At 65.7% G+C, this 16,000-nt stretch carries 17 protein-coding genes; 7 read left to right on the top strand and 10 right to left on the bottom strand.

What is annotated here, in order from left to right; genetic code table 11:
• Window positions 1–151: 151 nt before the first annotated feature.
• The 3 genes from FBZ93_RS33000 to FBZ93_RS32990 form a co-directional block, all read right to left on the bottom strand.
• Entirely contained in the window at window positions 152–688 is a 537-nt protein-coding gene (locus FBZ93_RS33000) for a GNAT family N-acetyltransferase (protein WP_146991554.1), read from the bottom strand.
• A gap of 23 nt (window positions 689–711) precedes the next feature.
• The gene (locus tag FBZ93_RS32995; protein ID WP_146991553.1) at window positions 712–1,059 is read right to left on the bottom strand and encodes a hypothetical protein; all 348 of its coding nucleotides are present in this window, start codon (window positions 1,057–1,059) and stop codon (window positions 712–714) included.
• A gap of 105 nt (window positions 1,060–1,164) precedes the next feature.
• Complete coding sequence (locus FBZ93_RS32990) at window positions 1,165–2,697, bottom strand: acyl-CoA carboxylase subunit beta (protein ID WP_146991552.1); 1,533 nt, start codon at window positions 2,695–2,697, stop codon at window positions 1,165–1,167.
• Between the two features lie 159 nt (window positions 2,698–2,856).
• On the opposite strand from FBZ93_RS32990, the gene FBZ93_RS32985 reads away from it, so the two are divergent.
• Window positions 2,857–3,258, top strand: a complete 402-nt coding sequence (locus FBZ93_RS32985) for a DUF4260 domain-containing protein (protein ID WP_146991551.1) — start codon at window positions 2,857–2,859, stop codon at window positions 3,256–3,258.
• Here the strand turns inward: FBZ93_RS32985 and FBZ93_RS32980 are convergent.
• Complete coding sequence (locus tag FBZ93_RS32980) at window positions 3,251–4,051, bottom strand: PilZ domain-containing protein (RefSeq protein WP_167529323.1); 801 nt, start codon at window positions 4,049–4,051, stop codon at window positions 3,251–3,253. The two genes, FBZ93_RS32985 and FBZ93_RS32980, sit on opposite strands and share 8 nt — an antisense overlap.
• A gap of 157 nt (window positions 4,052–4,208) precedes the next feature.
• Window positions 4,209–5,135 carry a DMT family transporter gene (locus FBZ93_RS32975; RefSeq protein WP_246667747.1) on the bottom strand — a complete coding sequence of 309 codons (927 nt, stop codon included), beginning with the start codon at window positions 5,133–5,135 and terminating at the stop codon, window positions 4,209–4,211.
• A gap of 154 nt (window positions 5,136–5,289) precedes the next feature.
• On the opposite strand from FBZ93_RS32975, the gene FBZ93_RS32970 reads away from it, so the two are divergent.
• A complete protein-coding gene (locus tag FBZ93_RS32970) occupies window positions 5,290–6,645 on the top strand; it encodes a PLP-dependent aminotransferase family protein (protein WP_146991573.1) in 1,356 nt (451 codons plus the stop codon).
• A gap of 101 nt (window positions 6,646–6,746) precedes the next feature.
• A complete protein-coding gene (locus tag FBZ93_RS32965) occupies window positions 6,747–7,235 on the top strand; it encodes a hypothetical protein (RefSeq protein WP_146991549.1) in 489 nt (162 codons plus the stop codon).
• Between the two features lie 80 nt (window positions 7,236–7,315).
• Here FBZ93_RS32965 and FBZ93_RS32960 read toward each other — a convergent pair whose 3' ends face one another.
• From FBZ93_RS32960 to FBZ93_RS32940, 5 genes are all read right to left on the bottom strand, one after another.
• Complete coding sequence (locus tag FBZ93_RS32960; RefSeq protein WP_146991548.1) at window positions 7,316–7,972, bottom strand: carboxymuconolactone decarboxylase family protein; 657 nt, start codon at window positions 7,970–7,972, stop codon at window positions 7,316–7,318.
• Between the two features lie 135 nt (window positions 7,973–8,107).
• A complete protein-coding gene (locus FBZ93_RS32955) occupies window positions 8,108–8,920 on the bottom strand; it encodes a class D beta-lactamase (protein WP_146991547.1) in 813 nt (270 codons plus the stop codon).
• A gap of 88 nt (window positions 8,921–9,008) precedes the next feature.
• Complete coding sequence (locus tag FBZ93_RS32950) at window positions 9,009–9,272, bottom strand: EscU/YscU/HrcU family type III secretion system export apparatus switch protein (RefSeq protein WP_021081624.1); 264 nt, start codon at window positions 9,270–9,272, stop codon at window positions 9,009–9,011.
• Window positions 9,269–10,846: a flagellar hook-length control protein FliK gene (locus FBZ93_RS32945; RefSeq protein ID WP_146991546.1), complete on the bottom strand. Its 1,578-nt coding sequence runs from the start codon at window positions 10,844–10,846 to the stop codon at window positions 9,269–9,271. The genes FBZ93_RS32950 and FBZ93_RS32945 overlap by 4 nt, the downstream gene beginning before the upstream one ends.
• A gap of 64 nt (window positions 10,847–10,910) precedes the next feature.
• Window positions 10,911–11,690, bottom strand: a complete 780-nt coding sequence (locus tag FBZ93_RS32940) for an ATP12 family chaperone protein (RefSeq protein ID WP_146991545.1) — start codon at window positions 11,688–11,690, stop codon at window positions 10,911–10,913.
• Between the two features lie 70 nt (window positions 11,691–11,760).
• On the opposite strand from FBZ93_RS32940, the gene FBZ93_RS32935 reads away from it, so the two are divergent.
• The 4 genes from FBZ93_RS32935 to FBZ93_RS32920 all read left to right on the top strand — a co-directional run bounded on the left by FBZ93_RS32935 (window position 11,761) and on the right by FBZ93_RS32920 (window position 15,960).
• The gene (locus FBZ93_RS32935; RefSeq protein WP_146991544.1) at window positions 11,761–12,216 is read left to right on the top strand and encodes a hypothetical protein; all 456 of its coding nucleotides are present in this window, start codon (window positions 11,761–11,763) and stop codon (window positions 12,214–12,216) included.
• Window positions 12,217–12,314: 98 nt separating this feature from the next.
• Complete coding sequence (locus tag FBZ93_RS32930) at window positions 12,315–13,124, top strand: IclR family transcriptional regulator (RefSeq protein ID WP_146991543.1); 810 nt, start codon at window positions 12,315–12,317, stop codon at window positions 13,122–13,124.
• A gap of 193 nt (window positions 13,125–13,317) precedes the next feature.
• On the top strand, window positions 13,318–14,499 hold the full coding sequence (locus FBZ93_RS32925) for an aminotransferase class V-fold PLP-dependent enzyme (protein ID WP_146991542.1): 1,182 nt from the start codon (window positions 13,318–13,320) through the stop codon (window positions 14,497–14,499).
• Between the two features lie 162 nt (window positions 14,500–14,661).
• Complete coding sequence (locus FBZ93_RS32920; RefSeq protein ID WP_146991541.1) at window positions 14,662–15,960, top strand: dicarboxylate/amino acid:cation symporter; 1,299 nt, start codon at window positions 14,662–14,664, stop codon at window positions 15,958–15,960.
• Window positions 15,961–16,000 lie beyond the last annotated feature (40 nt).

The raw sequence follows: 16,000 nt of genomic DNA, 5'->3' as shown, positions 1-16,000 counted from the left end.
CGGCATGGACGGCCTCCCGAATCGACCAATCCAGCCAATTGTGATGTGTCAGCTATGTCCCCGAACACCTGTCCGTGATCTGTCCGGTCTAAACATCGAGCCGGGTGATGACACCGAGAGCGGGTGAGCGCGCAGGGACGACAGTTGCGCATCAAACGCCTGGCCATCCCAACGGCACGACCCAGACCAGCCCGCGCCATTGTTCGCCGCGCGCCGTCAGTCTCGTGAAGTCACGCGCAGCATCGCGGACAAGATCGAGCCGCGCCATGACAGCCCGCGAGCGCGCGTTATCCGCGCCGGTGTAGGACACGATCCCACGCAGGCCGACGTCATCAACGGCATGCAGCAACGCAGCCCTAGCGCTCTCGGTCGCGTAACCCTGCCCCCAGGCGTTGCGCGCAAAACGCCAGCCGATCTCGACATGCGCGCCGAGCGGATGATCCCGCGACGATCGCGGCATCACGCCGGCATAGCCGAGGAATGCGCCATCGATGGTCTCGACCGCCCATCGCGAGACGCCGTGGTCGCGCTGCGCGGCAACGTATCGCTGGAATTTCTCTTCGCTCTCCGCCCGGCCGATCGGTCCGCCATAATCGGCCATGACCTCGCGATCGGCATGCATCGCCGCGAACGCATCGCGATGGCGGTCGTTCCAATGATGCAGTCGAAGGCGCGGCGTCTCGATCATGCGTGTGCCCTCGCCCGCTCCCGTCACATCAGCTTCAGCGGCGCATCGTGAACCAGCCGCAGGTCGATGTTGCCGATCAGCCGCGCCCGGCGCGCCTCGGCGGTGCTGATGGCGGCCTCGGTCTGCCGCAAGGTGCTGACATTCGACCCAAGCGATACGATGCCGCCGAGCACCAGCGCAATCGACCCGAGCGCCGCGGTTTCTCCGGAGCCCAGCAGACCGAGCAGCGTGACGAGCAGCAGCACGAACCCGCCTGATATCGCGACCTTCGAACCGAGAATGATCCTGCGCGATCGTTCGGCGCTCTCGGCAAGCTCCTCGATCTGCGCCTCGATCTCGGAAATCTCGTCGGTCGGCTCGTCTTCGGTCATCGGATTCGAACCTGTAGGGCGGGTTAGGCGGAAGCCGTAACCCTCCGCGGATCGTGCGGAACGAAGGCGGTGGGTTACGCTTCGCTAACCCACCCTACGCTGCCGCTATAACGGCAGATTGTCGTGCTTCTTCGCCGGGATCTCGACCTTCTTGTCCTTCAACATCGCCAGCGCCCGCGCGATGCGGCGCCTCGTCGAATGCGGCATGATGACGTCGTCGATGTAGCCGCGCTCGGCGGCGATGAAGGGGGACAGGAAGCGGTCTTCGTATTCCTTGGTGCGGGCGGCGATCTTGTCGAGGTCGCCGATGTCGGAGCGGAAGATGATCTCCACCGCGCCCTTGGCGCCCATGACAGCGATCTGCGCGGTCGGCCAGGCGTAGTTCATGTCGGCGCCGATTTCCTTCGAAGCCATGACGTCGAAGGCGCCGCCATAGGCCTTGCGGGTGATGATGGTGACGAGCGGCACCGTGCACTGCGAATAGGCGAACAGCAGTTTGGCGCCGTGCTTGATCAGCCCGCCATATTCCTGCGCGGTGCCCGGCAGGAAGCCCGGCACGTCGACGAAGGTGACGATCGGAATGTTGAAGGCATCGCAGAAGCGGACGAAGCGGGCGGCCTTGCGCGAGGCGTCAGAGTCGAGCACGCCCGCCAGCACCATCGGCTGGTTGGCGACGAAGCCCACCGTGCGGCCGGCGATGCGGCCGAAGCCGGTGACGATGTTCCTGGCGAAGGTCTCCGAGATCTCGAAGAAGTCGCCCTCGTCGACGACCTTCAGGATCAGCTCCTTCATGTCGTAGGGCTTGTTCGGATTGTCGGGGATCAGCGTGTCCAAGGACATGTCGACCCGGCCGATATCGTCGAAGCTCGGCCATTCCGGCACGCCGTCGGTGTTGTTCGACGGCAGGAAGTCGATCAGCCGGCGCATCTGCAACAGCGCATCGACGTCGTTCTCGAAGGCGCCGTCGGCGATCGAGGAGCGCGTCGCGTGCACCGAGGCGCCGCCGAGCTCCTCCGCCGTCACCACCTCGTTGGTGACGGTCTTCACCACGTCGGGGCCGGTGACGAACATGTAGCTGGTGTTCTTCACCATGAAGATGAAGTCGGTCATCGCAGGCGAATAGACGTCGCCGCCGGCGCAGGGGCCCATGATGACGGAGATCTGCGGGATCACGCCCGAGGCCTGCACGTTGCGGCGGAACACGTAGGAATAGCCCGCGAGCGCCGCGACGCCTTCCTGGATGCGCGCGCCGCCGGCGTCATAGAGGCCGATGATCGGCGCCCTCGCCTTCATCGCCATGTCCTGAATTTTTGTGATCTTCAGTGCATGGGTTTCCGACAGCGAGCCACCGAACACGGTAAAGTCCTTGGCGAACACGAAGGTCTTGCGGCCATTGACCGTGCCCCAGCCGGTGACGACGCCGTCGCCGGGGATCTTGCTCTTCTCCATGCCGAATTCGATCGAGCGATGCTCGACGAACATGTCGAATTCCTCGAACGAGCCCTTGTCCAGCAGGAGCTCGATCCGCTCGCGGGCGGTGAGCTTGCCGCGGGCGTGCTGCGCCTCGATGCGCTTTTCGCCGCCGCCCAGCCTGGCGCCGGCGCGCCGCTCTTCGAGGGTATCGAGGATATCTTTCATTTGTTTCCGCCCGTGTTAGCTACAGTCCACGTCCCGGTGCGAGCCGGGTCCGCTTCGTTCGGAATGGCTTTAGCACGGCCATTTCGGAACCGGAAAGGCGCTTGTGGGCCGTATTGAGCGACAAAACGGTAGGATTTTCCGATATCTGGGGAGACTGCAATGACCGACATGACGACTGAAGCGACTGGCGCCGCGACCGGCGGGGTGCGCACCCTGCTCCGGCTGGAGGGGCTGGTGCTGTTCGTCGGGATGACCGTGCTCTACTACAAATGGGAAGGTTCCTGGCTGGTCTATGTCCTGCTGTTCCTGGTGCCGGACTTGAGCTTTGCCGCCTACCTGGTCAGCCCGCGGGTCGGCGCCATCGCCTACAACGCCGCGCACACTTATCTCGCGCCGGTGGCGCTGATGACGCTGGGTTTTGCCGGCGAAGGACCCCTGGTGCTCTCGATCGCAATGATCTGGCTCGCCCATATCGGGATCGACCGCGCGCTCGGCTATGGGCTGAAATATTCAAGTGGGTTCGGCTACACCCATCTCGGGCGGATCGGCAAGCTCAGCTGAACTCGACCCCGATCCAGCCGTTCCTGCGCCAGACCACGCGGCAGCGCCGCTCGGTCGCTTCCATCTCCAGCACGAGACGGAAACTGTCGGGGATAGCGGCGGGATCGGTCGCCTCGACCGCAGCGCCGGTCGCGGAGAGGTTACGGACGATGCAGGTCATGCTGCGCCGGGCAAAGCTGATCCGCGCCGCCCGCGCGACATTGCGCCGGGAAGCCCGGCGCTGCTCGCCGGTGGCAGCTTCGGTCACGACCGCCGAGAAGCCGGAACGGATCCTTCCCTGCAACCGCACGTCCGCCTGCATGTCGAAATGCTTGACGATGCGGGGCCTGCTTGCGACCGCCGTCAATTGCAGTGAGGCGAGCAGATGCTCGACCTTCGCGCCATTGCCGAACGGCAGCAGCAGCCGCTCGCAATCGACCCGCTGATCATTGGCATCGACGGTGGAGAACACCATGTAGACCGCGCAGCCGCTCGCGGCGCAATCCTTCGCCGGCGTCAGCGTGATGCGCCGGAGCGACATCGGGACCACCTGCTCCATGGTCTTCCCGGCCCAGGCCGAATTGAACGCCTCGGCGACATTCTCGCCCTGATACATCGCGCGAAACTTGCGCAGGCGGCCCTCGCCTTCGACCGCCCATGCGACGAGTTGCCGGGGATCATGGATTGCCGGATCCGGCTTCAGCTCGGCGAAAGCGGGAAATGGCCGGCCGGCGGCCAGTTGATCCCACTGCGCCAACAATGCACGCTGGCTTGCCGACCTGATCGCGTCAGGCGCAATGAACCTGAAGGTCATCTGCCCCTCTGATGTCAGCGCGCAAGGTGGGCAGCTCGGCTTAAGGATCACTGAAACCCGATCCGCAACATTGCGGAGCGGTGCGGCCGGCGCCATGAATTACCACTTGGCATGGTTAGCGCGCGCTTTACACTTCGGCCGGAGGTCCGATGCTCCCTCAAGCAAAACGCCGCGCGAACACCACGCAGACGACGACCAGCATGGTCGCTGCGATCATCGACCACGGCACGGGCTCATGCAGCAGCAACCCGGCCAACGCGAGGCCGAAGAACGGCTGCAGCAGTTGCAACTGGCCGACGCTGGCGATGCCGCCGAGCGCAAGCCCGCGATACCAGAACACGAAGCCGACCAGCATGCTGAAGATCGAGACGTAAGCGAGCCCGAGCCAGGCCGGCGCGCCGATGCCCTGCCAGCTCGGCGGCAGCGTCATGATGGTCATCAGCAGCACCACCGGCGCCGAGAGCACCAGCGCCCAGGAGATCACCTGCCAGCCGCCGAGCCGGCGCGACAGCGCCGCGCCTTCGGCATAGCCGAGGCCGCAGACGATGATGGCCGCGACCATCAGCAAGTCGCCGGTCAGCGACGCCGATCCGTCGCCCGACAGAGCGAAGGCTGCGACCGTCGCGCTGCCGATGCAGGAGAACAGCCAGAACTTCGGCTTCGGCCGCTCGCCGCCGCGCAGCACGCCGAACACCGCGGTCGACAGCGGCAGCAGCCCGATGAACACGATCGAATGCGCCGAGGTGATGTGCTGGAGCGCGAGCGCGGTCAGCAGCGGAAAGCCGATCACGACGCCGAGCGCGACGATGGTCAGCGACACCAGGTCGCGCCGCTCCGGCCAGGGCTGCCGCAACGCGGCAAGCAGCACGGCGCCGAGCAGCGCCGCGATCGCGGCGCGTGCCGAGGTCAGGAACAGCGGCGAGAACCCCGCGACGGCGACGCGGGTCGCAGGCAGCGAGCCGCTGAAGATGATCACACCAAGCAGGCCGCTGCCCCAGCCTTCCAGCGACGCGCCGCCGCTCGCCTCGCCCGTCCAGGACTTCCCCGACCAAGACTTGCCCGACAACGTCTTCGAATCGCTCATCACGTACCTCGTCTTTCGCGGGCGAGGATAGCGGCGACGGGCTGGCCAGGGCAGCTACGGATCAGTACAATATCGCCAAACTGTATGGGCAAAGGTAGGCATACACTTGCAGCGACCAGCCAATGCGCCAAAGGCGACCCGGACCACCGACGTGATGAACGCGATCCGCGCCAGGATCGCGAGCCGCGCGCTCGCCGCCGACGACCGCCTGCCCTCGATCCGCAGCTTTGCCGCGACCATGGGCGTCTCGCCCTCCACCGTGGTCGAGGCCTATGACCGGCTCGCCGCCGAGGGCCTGATCCGGGCGCGGCCGGGCTCCGGCTTCTATGTCTCGTCGGCCGCGCTGCCGCCGCTTTCGCTGGCCAAGGACCAGCCGCAGCACGACCGCGCCGTCGATCCATTCTGGGTGTCGCGGCAATCGCTCGACGCCGCGAGCGGCGCGCTGAAGCCAGGCTGCGGCTGGCTGCCCGCCGACTGGATGCCGACCGAGGCGCTGCGGCGCGCGTTCCGCGGACTGGCGCGGGCCGAGGACGCCGTGCTCGCCGATTACGGTGCGACGCGCGGCTCACTGGCCCTGCGCCGCACGCTGATGGCGCGGTTCGCCGACGAGGGCCTCGAAGTATCGCCCGAGCAGGTACTACTCACGATGTCCGGCACCCAGGCGATCGACCTGATCTGCCGCTTCCTGCTGCGGCCCGGCGACACGGTGCTGGTCGACGATCCCTGCTATTTCAATTTCCGGGCGCTGCTGCGCGCCCATCAGGTCAAGCTCGTCAGCGTGCCCTACACCCCGTCGGGGCCCGACGTCGCAAGCTTCGAGGCCGTGCTCGACGCCGAGCGGCCGCGGCTCTACATCACCGTATCCGGGCTACACAATCCGACCGGAGCGACGATGTCGCCGCAGACCGCGCACCGCGTGCTGAATGCCGCCGCCGCCTGCGATCTCACCATCGTCGAGGACGATATCTTCGCCGATTTCGAGCCGGAGCCGTCGGCGCGGCTCGCGGCCCTCGACGGGCTGAACCGCGTGATCCGGATCGGCAGCTTCTCCAAGACGCTGTCGGCATCGCTGCGCTGCGGCTTCATCGCGGCGCGCGCCGACTGGATCGAGCAGCTGGTCGATCTGCAGGTCGCCACCGGGTTCGGCGGCCCCTGCGCGGTCGCGACCGAAATCATCGCGAGCGTCCTGGCGACCGGCTTCTACCGCAAGCATGTCGAGGAGCTGCGCCGGCGGCTCGCGCGCGCCCGCCGCGACGTCGGCGAGAAGCTGCAGCGCATCGGCATCGAGCCTTGGCTGATGCCGCGCGGCGGCTTCCAGCTCTGGTGCCGCCTGCCCGACGGCTGCGACTCCGCCGACGTGGCGCGCGCCGCGCTCGCCGACAACATCGTGCTGGCGCCGGGCAACGTGTTCAGCACCACGCAATCGGCCACCGGCTTCATGCGCTTCAACGTCGCGCAGTGCCGCGACCCGAAGCTGATGCCGGCGTTGCAGCGGGCGATCGGGCGCTGATCTTCGGTCGCCGCGGAACCGGCCTTGCGCGCGACGGCGCACGGTAAGAACCTTCGGAACCCTGCCGCGTTATGAGACATCAACCGGTAGAGGAGCCCAGGATGTCTCGATCAAACATCGCGAAGACCAGCCTCGTGCTGCTGTCGCTCGGCGCGCTCGCATCGCCCTTGCAGGCCGCGCCCGCCTCGCCTTTGCTCGCCATGGCGGGTTCATGGTCCGGCGGAGGCACGCTCACGACATCGGACGGCATGCAGGAGCAACTGCGCTGCCGCGCCAAATACGATGTCGACGGCACCGGCGCCGAACTTCGCCTGTCACTCAAATGCGCCAGCGCGAGTTACAATTTCGATCTCACCAGTGACGTCGAATATCGCGGTGGCGCGATCTCCGGTGCATGGACCGAGGCGAGCCGCAATGCGTCCGGAACGATCTCCGGGCGCGCGACCGGCGATCGCGTTGAAGCCGCCGCGCGCGGCAACAATTTCTCCGCCGACCTCTCGCTCACCACGCGTGGCGGCAAGCAATCCGTGTCGATCCGTCCGCAGCAGAGCAACGTGACGGCGGTTTCGCTGGCGCTCGCGCGGCACTAAATCGTGATGCGATCAGGTCGAGCGCGACGGCGCTGCGCTGCCCCGCTCTTACGGGGCGACGTGAAGCGCAGTCCGCGTCGCTACTTCTCGCCGACCTTGAACGGCTCTTCCTTGCCCGGCGGCACGGTCTCTTCGGCCATCGCCAGGATCATCGCCACCATCACGTAATTGCCGGCGAGCGCGGTGAGATCGACGATCTGCTGGTCGTTGAAGATCGTCTTGGCCCGCGCATAGGTCGCGTCGGAAACCTTCTTGGTCGTGGTCAGCTCGGTGACGAAGTCGTACACGACAGCCTCGTCGTCGGCCATTTTCGACGGACGGTTGCCGGCCTTCAACTCGGCGATGACGTCGGCCGACAGCCCGGCCTTTGCCGCGAGCGGGGCGTGGGCGAACCATTCGACCTGCGAGCGCCATTGCCGGCCGATGATCAGGATCGCGAACTCGTTCAGCCTGGTCGGCACCGAGGTCTGCCAGCGCAGGTAATAGAACAGATCATAGAGGCGCTGGCCGAGCACCGGGCTGCGGATGATCGGATTGTAGGGCCCACCGATGCCGACGCTCGACACTTTCATGATCTGCTCGCCGAGCGGCTTCTGCAGGTCGTTGAGCTGATCCATCGTGAGCTGCGGGAAGCGCGGCTCCTTGCTGGTGGCCGGCACTGATAACACCGTGGCCGCGAGCCAGCCGCCGGCCGCCGCCAGCGTGAGCGACGAGAGCCAGACTATTGCTGAACGCATGATTCCTCCGCTTTTGATTTATCGGGGGATGCTAGAGCATGATCAGGAAAAGTGGAAACCGGTTTTCCGAAAGGATCATGCTCCAAAAAAGACGCTGCGCGACGCCAACCAGAGATGATCGCGCAGGTCAGATGGTCACAGCGCGGCGATATCGGTGAGGCATTGCTGGGTGACGCTCATCCGCGCGTCGATCTGCGCCTGCGTCTTGCAGTCCATGTTCATCGCGAACACGGTGATGTCGCTGCCCTTCTCGGACCAGCCGACCAGCCAGCCGAGCGAGCCGTGCTCCTTGTCGGTGAGGCCAGTCTTGGCGCGGATGACGGCATCACCGACCTTCGTCACCGGGAGGATGTCGCACATCAGCTCTTGGCTGCGCTTTCCGACCGGCAGCACGCCGCGGCGCAGCCGGTCAAGGAAATCGATCTGCTGAATTGGATCGATCCGCAGATTGCCGGAAACCCAGAACTGGTCGATGCCGCCGCCGATGTCGCGGTTGCCGTAGTCGATCGTGTCGAGATATGTCTTCATCCGCTCCTCGCCGATCCGGCGCGCGATCTCCTGGAACACCGGGAATGCCGACACCGCGATCGCCGAGCGCAGCGTGTGATCCTTGTTCCAGGCCTCGATGCTGCGGGTGACGCCGTCCCACTTGAAGACGTCCTTGTCGGGATCCTGCACCACGCCGGTGTCGAGCGCGATCAGCGCGTTCGGAATCTTGAAGGTCGAGGCCGGCAGCCTGCCCTCGCCCGAGCGAACCTTGTCGCTCGCGATGATCAGATAGTCGTCGATCTTGTAACCGACGAAGGTGCCCTCGGTGCCGAGATCGAAGAACCGCTTCTGCAGGTCCTCGCGAAACTCGCTGCGCTGGTAGGACACATTGGCAAGACTGCGCGACGGCAGGATGGCGGCGGCAGCAAACAGACCGAGCGCATGGCGGCGATGGATCACGAGGAGTCCTGAACTGTTTCGGGTTGACGACGATCGTGGATGCCATCGTGGTGAAAGGATGGCAACAGGCACTGTCGATTGAAAGCGCTCAGCGCGCCCGGCCCGACATCCGCAGCACGAACACCAAGACCTCGGCGACGGCCTTGTAGAGCTCGGCCGGGATCTCGTCGCCGAGCTCGACATTGGAGAGCGCGCCGGCCAAGACCTCGTTCTCCTCGATCGGGATGTCGTTGGCCTTGGCGACCTCGATGATCTTGGCGCCGATCGCGCCCTTGCCTTTTGCCACCACGCGCGGCGCACCGGCGTGGTCGTAATGCAGCGCGACCGCGAGCTGGTTCTGCGTCTCGCTCATGATGCGCGGTCCAGGAAATGGCCGGCGCGCGGCGGCGCAGGTTGCGGCGGGCTGCCGTCGCGGATCTCGATGTCGCCGGGCGTAAGCTCAGCCCTGGTCAGCGCCTGGCTGAGCTCGGAGGCGCCGGCGCGCAGCTGCGCGGCGGTCGAGGGCCGCTCGACCCACATCCGCACCGAGGTGCGCTCGCCGTTCAGCGAGACCAGCGCGTGCACCGGCCCGGCCGGCTCGACGTCGAGCGTGAAGCGCGCCCGCCACACCCGCCTGGCGGCCTCGACCTCGTTGCCGCCGCCGTCGCGGGAGATCTCGAACTGCGCCATCGCCGTGCCCTGCTGGGTCAGGAACGGAATCTCGAAATTCCAGCGCGGCACCATCGTATCGAGCTGCGGACGCGCAGCATCGCCGTGGCCCGGCAGCGAGGCGACCTGCAACAGCGTCTGCCGCGCCAGCGCCGCGTCGGTGTTTTCCAGCAGGCGATGCGCCGTCGTCGCAAGCGGCGCGCCCGGCGCGATCGTGGCCTCGGCGACGGCCTGGGCCGCCGGCAGCGCGCCGTGAAACGGCGGTGGCGGCGGGCTGCCGCGTACAGGGACATCACCGGGCAGCATCTCCCGCGGCGCGGCGCTTTGCCGTGCCGGGCTGCCGAGCTCATGCAGCGCTTCCTGGATGAGATTGAGCGCGCCACCGGAAGACGGGCCGGCATCGAGCGCATCCGCGAGCGCGCCGGCAAGCCCGGTGGCGCCGCGGGTGAGATCCTCAGCCACCGGCACGCGGGCTTGCGGCAGCAGGATCTCCTGGACGTCGAGGCCGGGCGTGCCTGATGGCACGAGGCTCGGCGCCGCTCCGGCGCCGGGCAATGCCGGTTGCAGCGGCGTAGACGCGGGCCTCGCGGCGTCACCCGCGCCGAGCGAGGTCAGCGCCTGGCGCAGCACGATCAGCGCGGCTTTCAGATCGGGCGTGCTGCCGCTCGCCGGCGCGACACCCGATGCGAGTGTCGCCTCGAGCAGCAGGCCGGACTTCTGGAAGCCGGCCTTCACGGCATCGCCGCTCAAATTCTCGTCAAGGCCGGTCTGCTGCGCCAGCACCTGCGCGATCGCGGCCTGCAGCTTTGGCGGCAGATTGGCTGACGCGACCGCCGTGAGGTTGGCAAACAGCGGGGCCTGACTGCCCTGCACCGCCGCCGCATGCTGCGCTGTCGCGGTGATGGTGACGCGCTCGAGCGGCGTCAGCGCGGCCTTCGGCGCCGTGGCGACGGGTTGCGGCGCCGCCGTAGCGTTGGCCGCGCCCGGCGACAGTTGCACCGCATCGCCGGTGTCCGCGCCCGATCCAACCAGCTGCAGACGGATGCCGTCATTGCTCTGCGACACCGCAAGCTGCAGGTTCTGGCCCTGCTGCAGCGGCACCTCGGTCTGGACATCGATCGACAGGCTCGCGATCGCGATCCGCACCAGATCGGCGGAGAGCACCTTCAGGACCTGCGCATTGATGACGCTGCCGGCCTCGAGCGTGAGGTCCGGCGCGACGCTGCCTGCCTCGTTCGAGGCAGGCACCGGCAGCACGGGTTTGACGGCGAGTGCCATGTCGGAGGTCTCGGCCAGGCGCGAGGGATGGGCCGCAGGCTAGCCCGGCGCCGTAAAGGTCTCGTTAACCCGGCCTGAACTCCCTGAGCACGCCGGCGGCAGCCTTGAAATCGACCTGGCGGGCGGCGCGGCGCGCCGCGACCTCCTCGTCGACGCCCCATTTCTCGATATTCCAGTCCTCGTCGACATGGGCGGCGGCCCAGACCTGGTCCTCGTCACAGACGCCGTGCGCCAAGGCCAGCGCCAGCAGCGCCGAGCCGGTCAGCGTCGTCACCACGTGGAGCGCCGCCACCGGCCACGGATCGGTCGGGAACGCGGCGCGCGCTGCCCTGATCGCGGGCTCGGGCTGGCCGACATGCATGACCCCCTCGGCCATCACGAAATGGGCGCCGAGCGCATCAGCGGCCCAGAACAGGATCGGGTCCCAATGCTCGGCCTCGCGCGCCACCAGCGTCTCGGGATGGCCGGCGCGGTAGAACAAGAGATCGCTGCCGAGGAATTTGGCGGCATCGTCGGCGACCTCGTCGACGCGATCGATCACCCCCTCGACCACGCTGTTGGCGAGGCGCGTCAGCGGCATGGTCACGGGATCGATGGTCTCGCCCTGCGCATTCCATTCGACCGCGACCGCATCCGCAATGGCACGGGTCGGCACCACGATCGGCTTGCCGGACGGCGAGCGGATCTGCTTGCCGTCGAGCGTGATCGCAAATCCGCCGTCGGCATCGGTGACGCCGGCGCTGGTGTAGAAGCGCTTGCGCTTGGGTGTGCGGATGTGGCGCCGCACCGCCTCCTGCGGATCGAGCGGAGCTTGTTCAGGGATATCGTCGAAGAGTTCGCGCATCGCGCCGGCCGGCTTTCGTTTCCAGGGATTTCCCTGCAAGATATGTCAGCGGCAGAGGCAAATAAAGCTGATGGGACGCGGCAAATTCCTCGCGGGTGTCTCGCTCGTTGCGGCGGTTCTCGGAGCCGGCGCCGCCGACGCCGGGTTCCGCACGCCGGAATCGCTGATCCGCAACGTCTACGCCTATTACGGCAAAGGCAGCGCCGCGTTCTCCAACGGCCTGCCGCGCGACGAGGAAACCGCCCGGCAATTCTTCGATCCCAGCCTGCGCGGCGTCTGGACCGCCCTGCATGACGCGCCGTACGATTTTCTGGTGCAGAGCCCGACCTGGCGGATCGGCCCGATTGCGATCGCAACGCCGCGCCGGCAGTTCGACAAGACCGATGTCACCGTGACCTTCGACAATGAGGGCCGCGCCGTCACGCTCAACTTCATCGTCGTCAACGGACCCGACGGCTGGGTGATCGCCGATGTCGAGAGCCCGCACGATTCCTTGCGGATGTTTCTGATGCAGTTCAGGCGCTAGGCCGAGGTGTCCAGCAACGATGTCGCGAACCGGAGCGAGCCTTTCCGGTTGTGTTGCTGTAAAAGCCGGTAAGCGACTTCGACGCAGAGGAATGGATCGTGGCCAACGAACCTGACAGCTCCAACGACGGGCCACTCGATCGGGCCATCGCGATCCTGACCTTCGTTGCCGAACAGAAGAAGGCGCTGTCAGCCGCCGAAATCGCGACCGCGCTTTCGCTGCCGCTGCCGACCGCGCATCGGCTCATCGGCAATCTCGAATCCCGAGGCCTCATTCAGAAAGCTCTCGGGACGAAGCGCTATGTGGTGGGGAGCAAGCTGGTCACGCTTGCCGCCAAGACGATCGGCGCGGCGTTTCGCACCGTGCGCCGGCACGCTGTCCTGAGTGCGGTGGCCGACCGCATCGGCGAGCAGTGCGAGATCGGCGTCGTCCGCGACAACGTCGTGGTCTATGTCGACCACGTTCGTTCCAAACAACAGCAGGCGTTGCAATTCAATCCGGGCGAAGCCGCGCCACTCCACTGCACGTCGACGGGCAAGATCTACATGAGCCGCCTTCCGGCGAAGGTCCGCCAGCGGCTGGTCAATTCACTCCCCCTCGTCCGCTACACTCCGACGACGATCGCGGACCCCAACGAATTGTTGGCCCTGCTTGAGGAAACGCGGCGCAGGGGCTGGGCGAAGACCAACGAGGAATTCGTTCGCGGCGTCGTCGGTTGCGCGGTGCCGATCGTCTCGCCGGCCGGCGATCTGATCGCATGCCTCGGCGTTTCAGTGCCCGTGGCACGCGTCGGCTTCGCAGGTCTCGATGCCTTCATCGCTCCATTGCAGGAGGCTGCAACGCTGCTGTCCGAAACCATTCTACAGGATTATGAAGAGGATTTCGTGGATTCTCATTTTTCGGAATAAATACTCTCGTTTTTCGAATGAAATCTCGATCTCGGGCAAATCCTGTGTATCCTCGGGGCAGATGATTGAGCTGACCACGATCTAGGCAGCGCTCTCCAAGTCCAACTTCAAGTCCACTTCGCCGACACCAGAACTGGTCACCGCCGGCCCGCCCGGCGGAGCGTCTTGCCGTGCCCAAGCCATCGGAGTGATCATGCGCCAGCACTACGACATATCAGCCGTTCGCAAGGCCTTCCCGGCCGCCGAGCACGTGGTCTACCTCGACAGCGGCTTCCAGACGCCGCTCTCCCGGCCGGTGAAGGAGGCCTTTGAGCGCTTTCTCTCGGAAGGCTTCGAAACCGCCGGCCCGAAGCAGGTCTGGCTCAATCGCCTCGAAGAGACCCGCGCGAAAGTCGCTGATTTCCTCGGGGTCAAGCCACATGAGATCGCCTTTACCAAGAACACGTCCGAGAGCATGAACATCGCGGCCAACGCGCTGCCGCTTCGTGCCGGCGACAAGGTTCTGATGATCCAGGGCGATCATCCCAACAATGCCTACGCCTTCCTCAATCTGCGCAAGAAGGGCGTCGAGATCGTCTTCATCCCGATGACCGAGGTGATCGACGCGGAGAGCTTCCGGCCACATATCGACGAGCGAACGCGCGCGATCTCGATGTCGCATGTCACCTTTCACGCTGGCCATCGCTTCGATGTGGAAAGCGTGGGCGAGCTCTGCGCGCAGCATTCGCTCTACTTCGTCGTGGACGTGATGCAGGGCATCGGCGTGGTGCCGATCGACGCCAAGACGATGAAGGCGACGTTCATCGGCTCAGGCACGCACAAGGGCCTGCTCGTGCCGCAAGGGCTCGGTCTGCTCTACTGGGACGCAACGCGGACCGAACTGGAGCCGGCCTACCTCGCGGCGGCAAGCCTCGCCGATCCGCCGCTCGACTTCATCGCGAGGCCGGACAACATGGCCCTGCCCGCGACCGCAGGCCGCTTCGAGCTCGGCAATTTCAATCTTCCGGCCGTCCAGGCCCTGGGCGCGGCGATCGATCTCATCAACCAGATCGGGATCGAGAAGATCCAACAGCATTGCTTCGAGCTCGGCGATTACCTGATCGAACGTCTCGATCGGCTCGATGTCGGCCTGGTCGGCCCGCGCGACCGGCAGCATCGCGCGCCGCACATCTATGTCATCGCCCTGCCGGCGGCCGACTGGCTGGACTACTTCACGCAGAACGGCATCCGGGTCTCGCCCGAGCGCGACGGCATCCGCGTGTCGCTCGGCATGTTCAACACGATTGAAGACATCGACCGCCTGATCGAGGCGATCCGCGCCCGCAACGCGCCAACGACCCAGGCTCGCACGGCTGTGCTGTCAAAGCTCGGTTAGCCGGACCGGCTCTCCGTTCGAACTGTTCTTGTTTGAGCATGATCTTGTCGGAAAACCGGTCTCCACTTTTCCGGATCATGCTCTAGCGGCACTCCGAGACGCCGAATGAGGCGCGCCACAGCTCGGATGCCGCAACTCCCCGGTGGCGCGAAGGATCACGTCATGCAGGCAGGCAACAGAGTCCAGACCCCGAACAAGCTGACCACATACATCATGGTGAGCCTGTTCCTCGGCATCGCCGTGGGTTACGCGTGCAACACGCTCGCTAGTCCGGACCAAGCCAAGGCGATCGCGGGTTACTTCGCCATTCTGTCGGATATCTTCCTGCGCATGATCAAGATGATCATCGCGCCACTGGTGTTCGCGACCATCGTGTCCGGAATTTCCAGTCTCGGCGCGAGCGGCGGTGCCGTCGGTCGCATCGCCGTCAAATCGCTGGCCTGGTTCATCACCGCATCAGTGGTGTCGCTGGCGGTCGGGCTCGCGCTGGCGAACCTGCTGCAGCCGGGGCACGGTCTCAGCCTTGCGCTGCCCGATGCAAATGCCACCGCCAATGTCCAGACCAGCAGCCTGAACGTCAAGGATTTCGCCGCCCACGTCTTCCCGATCAGCGTCGTCCAGGCGATGGCCGGAAACGAGGTGCTGCAAATCCTCGTCTTCTCGATGTTCTTCGGCTTTGCGCTCAGTGCGGTCAAGGGCACCCTTGCGCCCGATATCGCAAGGTCGATCGATCAGGTCGTTCCTGTCATGCTGAAATTCACCGACTACGTCATGCGCTTTGCGCCGGTTGGCGTCTTCGCGGCCATGGCTGCCGTCATCACCACGCAGGGGCTTGGGGTTCTCGTCACCTATGGAAAGTTCGTCAGCGCGTTCTACTTCGGACTGCTGGTGCTCTGGGTGATCATCATCGGCGCGGGCAGCGTCGTGCTCGGCGGGTCGATCAAGCACCTGCTTCGCCTGTTGCGGCAACCGATGATGATCGCCTTCTCGACATCCAGCAGTGAGGCGGCCTTCCCGAAGATGATCGAGCAGTTGATGAAGTTCGGCGTATCGGAGCGGATCACCGGCTTCGTCCTGCCGCTCGGCTATTCGTTCAATCTCGACGGTTCGATGATGTATCAGACCTTCGCCGCGCTGTTCGTGGCCCAGGCCTTCAACATCGAGATGCCGATCACGACCCAGATCGCAATGCTGCTGCTCCTGATGATCACCAGCAAGGGCATCGCCGGCGTGCCGCGCGCGTCGCTTGTGGTCGCCGCCGCCACCCTTCCCGCCTTCGGCCTGCCGGCAGGCGGCCTCGTGCTGCTGATCGGAATCGATGCTTTCCTCGACATGGGACGGACGATGACCAATGTCATCGGGAACGGCGTTGCGACCGCCGTCGTTGCGAAATGGGAGGACGAGCTGCGCGAGCCTGCTGAAGCAGACGCCAAATTCCTGCCGAATGCCGTTGCGGGGTAGCGAGCAATTTGCAGATCGCACGACGCGATGTGTCGGCCCC

It is taken from the genome of Bradyrhizobium macuxiense, from assembly GCF_007993935.1.
Classification (GTDB): domain Bacteria; phylum Pseudomonadota; class Alphaproteobacteria; order Rhizobiales; family Xanthobacteraceae; genus Bradyrhizobium; species Bradyrhizobium macuxiense_A.
This window is presented reverse-complemented; position numbering and strand designations above follow the sequence as displayed.

Excerpts from the sequence above, each read along its gene's own strand:
- FBZ93_RS33000 (WP_146991554.1), bottom strand. The coding sequence starts at position 688 with ATGATCGAGACGCCGCGCCTTCGACTGCATCATTGGAACGACCGCCAT.
- FBZ93_RS32995 (WP_146991553.1), bottom strand. The coding sequence starts at position 1,059 with ATGACCGAAGACGAGCCGACCGACGAGATTTCCGAGATCGAGGCGCAG.
- FBZ93_RS32990 (WP_146991552.1), bottom strand. The coding sequence starts at position 2,697 with ATGAAAGATATCCTCGATACCCTCGAAGAGCGGCGCGCCGGCGCCAGG.
- FBZ93_RS32985 (WP_146991551.1), top strand. The coding sequence starts at position 2,857 with ATGACCGACATGACGACTGAAGCGACTGGCGCCGCGACCGGCGGGGTG.
- FBZ93_RS32980 (WP_167529323.1), bottom strand. The coding sequence starts at position 4,051 with ATGACCTTCAGGTTCATTGCGCCTGACGCGATCAGGTCGGCAAGCCAG.
- FBZ93_RS32975 (WP_246667747.1), bottom strand. The coding sequence starts at position 5,135 with ATGAGCGATTCGAAGACGTTGTCGGGCAAGTCTTGGTCGGGGAAGTCC.
- FBZ93_RS32970 (WP_146991573.1), top strand. The coding sequence starts at position 5,290 with ATGAACGCGATCCGCGCCAGGATCGCGAGCCGCGCGCTCGCCGCCGAC.
- FBZ93_RS32965 (WP_146991549.1), top strand. The coding sequence starts at position 6,747 with ATGTCTCGATCAAACATCGCGAAGACCAGCCTCGTGCTGCTGTCGCTC.
- FBZ93_RS32960 (WP_146991548.1), bottom strand. The coding sequence starts at position 7,972 with ATGCGTTCAGCAATAGTCTGGCTCTCGTCGCTCACGCTGGCGGCGGCC.
- FBZ93_RS32950 (WP_021081624.1), bottom strand. The coding sequence starts at position 9,272 with ATGAGCGAGACGCAGAACCAGCTCGCGGTCGCGCTGCATTACGACCAC.
- FBZ93_RS32945 (WP_146991546.1), bottom strand. The coding sequence starts at position 10,846 with ATGGCACTCGCCGTCAAACCCGTGCTGCCGGTGCCTGCCTCGAACGAG.
- FBZ93_RS32940 (WP_146991545.1), bottom strand. The coding sequence starts at position 11,690 with ATGCGCGAACTCTTCGACGATATCCCTGAACAAGCTCCGCTCGATCCG.
- FBZ93_RS32935 (WP_146991544.1), top strand. The coding sequence starts at position 11,761 with ATGGGACGCGGCAAATTCCTCGCGGGTGTCTCGCTCGTTGCGGCGGTT.
- FBZ93_RS32925 (WP_146991542.1), top strand. The coding sequence starts at position 13,318 with ATGCGCCAGCACTACGACATATCAGCCGTTCGCAAGGCCTTCCCGGCC.
- FBZ93_RS32920 (WP_146991541.1), top strand. The coding sequence starts at position 14,662 with ATGCAGGCAGGCAACAGAGTCCAGACCCCGAACAAGCTGACCACATAC.